At 62.1% G+C, this 5,235-nt stretch carries 5 protein-coding genes and 1 pseudogene; 5 read left to right on the forward strand and 1 reads right to left on the reverse strand.

Going from position 1 to position 5,235, the window contains the following annotated elements; translation table 11 throughout:
* Positions 1 to 156: 156 nt before the first annotated feature.
* The 3 genes and pseudogenes from BFL43_RS00250 (at position 157) to BFL43_RS00260 (ending at position 3,231) form a co-directional block, all read left to right on the forward strand.
* Complete coding sequence (locus BFL43_RS00250; protein WP_084889687.1) at positions 157 to 1,398, forward strand: IS701 family transposase; 1,242 nt, start codon at positions 157 to 159, stop codon at positions 1,396 to 1,398.
* A 336-nt stretch (positions 1,399 to 1,734) separates the two neighbouring features.
* Positions 1,735 to 2,283: pseudogene (locus tag BFL43_RS00255) on the forward strand (TetR family transcriptional regulator); the annotation flags it as partial.
* A 171-nt stretch (positions 2,284 to 2,454) separates the two neighbouring features.
* A complete protein-coding gene (locus tag BFL43_RS00260; protein ID WP_168176493.1) occupies positions 2,455 to 3,231 on the forward strand; it encodes an alpha/beta hydrolase in 777 nt (258 codons plus the stop codon).
* On the opposite strand, the gene BFL43_RS00265 is transcribed toward BFL43_RS00260, so the two are convergent.
* Positions 3,206 to 3,985, reverse strand: a complete 780-nt coding sequence (locus tag BFL43_RS00265) for a helix-turn-helix domain-containing protein (RefSeq protein WP_168176494.1) — start codon at positions 3,983 to 3,985, stop codon at positions 3,206 to 3,208. The two genes, BFL43_RS00260 and BFL43_RS00265, sit on opposite strands and share 26 nt — an antisense overlap.
* Before the next feature lies 1 nt (position 3,986).
* Here BFL43_RS00265 and BFL43_RS00270 point away from each other — a divergent pair, with 1 nt between their 5' ends.
* A complete protein-coding gene (locus tag BFL43_RS00270) occupies positions 3,987 to 4,277 on the forward strand; it encodes a transposase (protein WP_084889699.1) in 291 nt (96 codons plus the stop codon).
* Complete coding sequence (locus BFL43_RS00275) at positions 4,274 to 5,212, forward strand: IS3 family transposase (RefSeq protein WP_084889697.1); 939 nt, start codon at positions 4,274 to 4,276, stop codon at positions 5,210 to 5,212. Before BFL43_RS00270 ends, BFL43_RS00275 begins: the two co-directional genes overlap by 4 nt.
* Positions 5,213 to 5,235 lie beyond the last annotated feature (23 nt).

A 5,235-nucleotide genomic window follows, 5' to 3' on the forward strand; every position in this document is an offset into this window, starting at 1 on the left:
TACTACAGCCGTAGATAGGTAGTTTCGGCGTGTTTGCGCTGGTAGGCGCGGTTGCCGCGGCATGATCTCGAGTTTGTGAAGACATCCAGATCAGCTGCGGCAACCGCAGCACTGAGGGTAGACCATGAGCGGTGGCATGCGGGCCTGGATGGGTTGTTGGAGTCGTTCTCGTCGCGGTTCGCGCGGGTCGAAGCACGACGCAACGCCGGTGCGCTGGTGCTGGGTTTGCTGGCCGATATAGGTTCCAAGAACTGCTGGACTATCGCCGAACTATCGGGCCATGGCACCCCTGACCGACTGCAGCACTTGCTGTCCCGCGCTAAATGGGACGCTGATCTGGTCCGCGATGACGTTCGCAGCTATGTCATCGACCACCTGGCCGACCCTGATGCGGTGCTTGTCGTTGATGAGACCGGCGACTTGAAGAAGGGCACCAACACCGTTGGGGTACAACGCCAGTACACCGGAACCGCCGGACGCACGGAGAACTGTCAGGTCGCGGTCTACCTGACCTACGCCGCCGCTCGCGGACACACCCTGATCGACCGAGCGCTGTACCTGCCGCAGCACACCTGGGCCACCGACCCGCAGCGAAGGACCAAGGCCGGGGTCCCTGACACGGTCGAGTTCGCTACCAAACCAGCCCTGGCAACCACGCTGGTCGAGGCGGCCCTCGACGCCGACGTTCCGGCCTCGTGGGTCGCTGGCGATGAAGTGTACGGCGCAGACCCGAACCTACGAAAAGCGTTGCACAACAGACAGATCGGCTACGTCCTGGCCGTCGGATGCAATCGGCAGGTCCCCACAGCCGCCGGGAAGATCCGGGTCGATGCCCTTGCTGAGAATCTACCGCCGCGGTCCTGGCACAAGATGTCTGCCGGCGCCGGTAGCAAAGGACACCGCTGGTACTCCTGGGCCTTGATCGCGACCACCGAGCGTCCCGATGTTGGCCTCTGTCACGTGTTGGTGCGGCGCAACGATAGCTCCGGCGAGCTCGCCTTCTATCGCTGCTACAGCCCGGCACCGGTGCCGCTGAACCAGTACGTCCGAGTCGCCGGGCGGCGGTGGACGGTCGAGGAATCGTTCCAGAGCGGCAAAGGCCTGACCGGTCTGGATCAGCATCAAGTGCGGACGTGGACGTCCTGGCACCGCTGGATTACCTTGGTCATGGCTGCGCACGCCTTCCTGGCCGTGCATACCGCCACTGAACGCCTGGCCCAACCCTCAGAACCTGGACTGATCCGGTTGTCGGTCAACGAGTTCCGCAAACTCTTCACGATCCTCGTCCTCACACCACTGCATGCCATCGCTGACCCCCTCCGCTGGTCACTCTGGCGACGAAAACACCAATACCGAGCCCGACAACACCACTATCAACGCAGGTCACAACAACAATGAACCCGATCTACGGCTGTAGTACTAATACACCCCCGGCTTTGAGCATATTCCGCCTGTTGAAATCTTCCATTTCGATCTCCCCGTCCAACCACGCCAACTGAAGCAATGAAACGATGTGCGTTTCTTCGTCTCATTGCTACCATACCTGTGGTGACTGTCACAAGTGCCTAAGAATTGATGAACCGGTCATAGTAAGGAATTGGAGCGCCCGTGGAGAATGCCTTGTCCGCTCGACTCGGATCGGCGAGCACACAGTCTCTGCTTCAGCGCGCCTACAGCGACGCCCGAGCTCGCGACGAGGGCTTCGATCGGACGAAGATGTGACTACTCGACGCAGCGTATGAGCAGTTCTGCCGCATGGGAATTCAGCGTTCTTCGATGGAGGATGTCGCCCGCCGTGCAGATCTGTCGCGCGTCACGGTCTACCGCCGATTCGCCACCAAAGATGCTCTGGTGGAACAGGTCATCCTGCGGGAGTTCCGGCGATACTTCGATCAATTTCTCATTGACATCAGGCACGCCCAAACGGCCGCGGACCGCGTGGTGGTGGGGTTTGTCAGTTCGCTCCGAGCCTTTCGAGAGAACCCCCTGATCGGTGGACTCATGGCCGCCGAACCCACGCTTCTCGCGGGGTCGATGATCGCTGACGACGGCCGAATGCTCGGCGCCGTCAGTCAATTCGTCGCAGGCCAGCTCCGCCGTGAACAAGAGGCTGGGAAGGTACCCGAAGACCTCGACACGGACCTGGTCGCCGATGTCATGGTACGTATCTCCGCGTCATTTCTGACCGCCCGCAGTCGGGTCGTAGATGTCGACGACGCCGAGCAGCTCACGATGGTGGCCAGGCAATTCTTGGTCCCTATGTTGCGGTTGGCCGAGGAATGATCACCGCGGTTTGGTGACATCGCCGGCAACGCGCTGGCGTTGGGCTGCCTCCGCGGAAGACTTCCCGCGCCCTGTTCTTGCGGTCAAATTGGTTGGGCAGACGACGGCACCACGCGCCGATGTTCGGCCGTACGTGCAGCGGTTCGGCGAGAGTCTCGTATGTTTGCTGCTATGCCTTCTATAGACGCGTCGGGTCGATCGATCCATTATCTCGATGAGGGAAGCGGTCCCGCGGTCCTCTTCGCACACGGATTCTTCATGGACGCAACAATGTTCGCGCCGCAAACGAAAGCGTTTCGGGACACCCACAGGGTGATCAGCTGGGACCTGCGAGGGCACGGTGAGTCGCCCGCGGATCTCGCTCCGTTCACATACTGGGATCAGGCGGCGGACGGGTTCGCCCTGATGGATGCGCTCGGTATCGAGTCGGCAACCGTCGTCGGGATGTCGCAGGGCGGGTACGTCGCGCTGCGGATGGCGCTGGCCGAACCATCGCGAGTGGACCGTCTCGGTCTCATCGACACTCAAGCGGTGGCCGCTTCGGCCGAAGAGAAGGCCGGATATGGGGCGCTGTTCGAGCAGTGGCTTGCTGACGGTCCGACCGACGAGCTGGCGCTGCCCTTGGCACGGCAGATCGTGGGTGAGCCCGGGCTCGTTGAGGAGTGGGTCGGGCGGTGGCGGCGACGCGACCCGGAGCTGATCCGGTATGCCGCTGACTGCATCCTGAACCGCGACGACATCACCGCTCGACTCGGGGACATCACGTGCCCCGCCGCCATCATCCACGGGTCGGCAGACCAGGCAATCCCGGTGTCCGAGGCCGAGCGCTTGCACGCTGACATCTCTGGCAAATCGACATTGACCATCATCGATGGAGCCCCGCATGCCGCGAGCCTGACGCATCCTGTCGAAGCGAATGCCGCTATTGCGGAGCTGCTTTCCCGGTGATGCCGAGGTACAGCTGGAGATGAAGTCGGGTGGGGTCGGGCCATACCTGAGCGGTCAACGTCAGGTCGACGTCATGGTCTAGGTCTCTGACCAGCATCTGCGACGACTGGCGCCCCTCGAAGACCTCCTGGTCGCTCCAGAACGCGCGGAACTGTGTGCTCACGGAACACTTCGTCAGCACCTCGTCGTACTCCCCGGGATGCAGGACCATGAGGTGGCGCAGCCAGCCGATCGTCAGCCGTGCTTCGGCTTCCCATTCGAGCATGATGCGACGGGAGTCGGGCACGAGAAAGAACCAGCAGAGGACGTTTCCCACCGTCTCGAGCCCGCGGTAGATCCGGTAGTAGTCGGTATTGGCGTGCATAACATTCCATTTCGAGTCGAGTATCGCCGCCAGGTGCGGTGAGAGCATGTCGACGTAGTCGATGTCGTCTTGGGTGATCTCGCCGGGCGGAGTCTTGGGCGTTGCCGGTGAGAGCCCGGCAAGTCTGTAGAGGTGGCGAGCATCTGTCGGGTTCAGTTGCAGTGCCTGGGACAGCTGATCCAACACGTCTTTCGAGGGACGTTTCTGTTGCCCTTGTTCGATATGCGAGACGTAGGTGTTGCTGTAGCCGGTGATATGCGCGAGGTCGGACTGTGTGAGAGAACGCGCCCGCCGGCGTTGGGCGACAAAGGTTCCCAGTTGCGGGAGGTCTGGTTTCTCGTGACCCTGAGGTTCCCCCCAAACCGTAGAGGCATCGATAATGAGGAGCACGATGTCTGAGAAGCGGAAGAAGTACGACCGGGAGTTCCGTGATGGGGCGGTCCGGATCGTCGAGGAGACGGGTAAACCGATCGCCCAGGTCGCGCGCGATCTGGGGGTCAACGAGGGCACCCTGGGCAACTGGGTCAACCGTGCGCGCGCCGAGCGCGGCGGCGAGGATGAGGCGAGCGGCGATAGTGCTGCCGAGCTCAAGCGGTTGCGTGCCGAGGTGGCCGAGTTGCGGATGGAGCGCGATGTTTTAAAACGATCGGTGGTCCTGTGGGTGAAGGAGGCGACGAAGTGATGCTGGCCCGCTTCATCGCAGAGCAGAGGACCACCTATCGAGTGCCACATACGGTCACGTGCGCGCTGCTTGGCGTGAGTATGGCGTGGTTCTACAAGTGGTTCAAGCGTTCTCAAAAGCCGGGTGCAGCAACAGGATTGCATACCGCGCGTGACTATCGGCGCGACACGGTAGACCGCGCAGTCAAGGTCAAGTTCATGACATTGCGGGGCTTGCATGGTTCCCCGCGGCTGCACGTGGACCTGCGTGAGGACGGGTGGACAGTGAGCGAGAAGACGGTCGCGGATTCGATGCGCCGGCAGGGTTTGGTGGCACGCCGGATCCGTCGCCGAAACGGGCTGACCCGGCAGGACAAGACGGCACCGAAGTTCCCGGATCTGGTGCGCCGGAACTTCACCGCGACGCGTCCGAACGAGAAGTGGGTCGGCGATATCACCGAGATCCCGACTGCGGCCGGGAAGTTGTATCTGGCGACCGTGATCGACCTCTACAGCCGCCGATTGCTGGGTGCGGCCACCAGCGTGCATCCAGACGCACCGCTCGCGTGTGCAGCAATCGAGATGGCGGTGGCCACCCGAGGCGGTAAGCAGGCCATAAGGCGTGACGAGGAGTCCGAACGGGTCATCTTCCACAGTGACCGCGGGTCGACGTACACCTCCAACAAGTTCACCAAGCTGTGCCGTCGGATGGGACTCCGTCAGTCGATGGGCCGCGTCGGGTCATGCTTCGACAATGCCGCTGCCGAAGCGTTCTTCTCTTCCCTGGAGTGGGAGGTACTGTCACGCAACGATTTCGAGACTCTTGCCGGAGCCAAGGCCGGTGTGCTTGACTGGTGTTACGGCTTCTACAACCACGTCCGCCGGCACTCCACGATTGGGATGGTCAGCCCCATCGACTACGAGAACGCTGCAGTCGCGGAGCCCGAAGCCGCATAGAGGAGTCCTCCACGATTTGGGGG

Origin of the sequence: Williamsia sp. 1135 (assembly GCF_002095395.1) — a bacterium.
Taxonomy (GTDB): Bacteria; Actinomycetota; Actinomycetes; order Mycobacteriales; family Mycobacteriaceae; genus Williamsia.

Bases quoted from the DNA above. Each gene is read 5' to 3' on its own strand.
- BFL43_RS00260 (WP_168176493.1), top strand. From the start codon at position 2,455: ATGCCTTCTATAGACGCGTCGGGTCGATCGATCCATTATCTCGATGAG.
- BFL43_RS00270 (WP_084889699.1), top strand. From the start codon at position 3,987: ATGTCTGAGAAGCGGAAGAAGTACGACCGGGAGTTCCGTGATGGGGCG.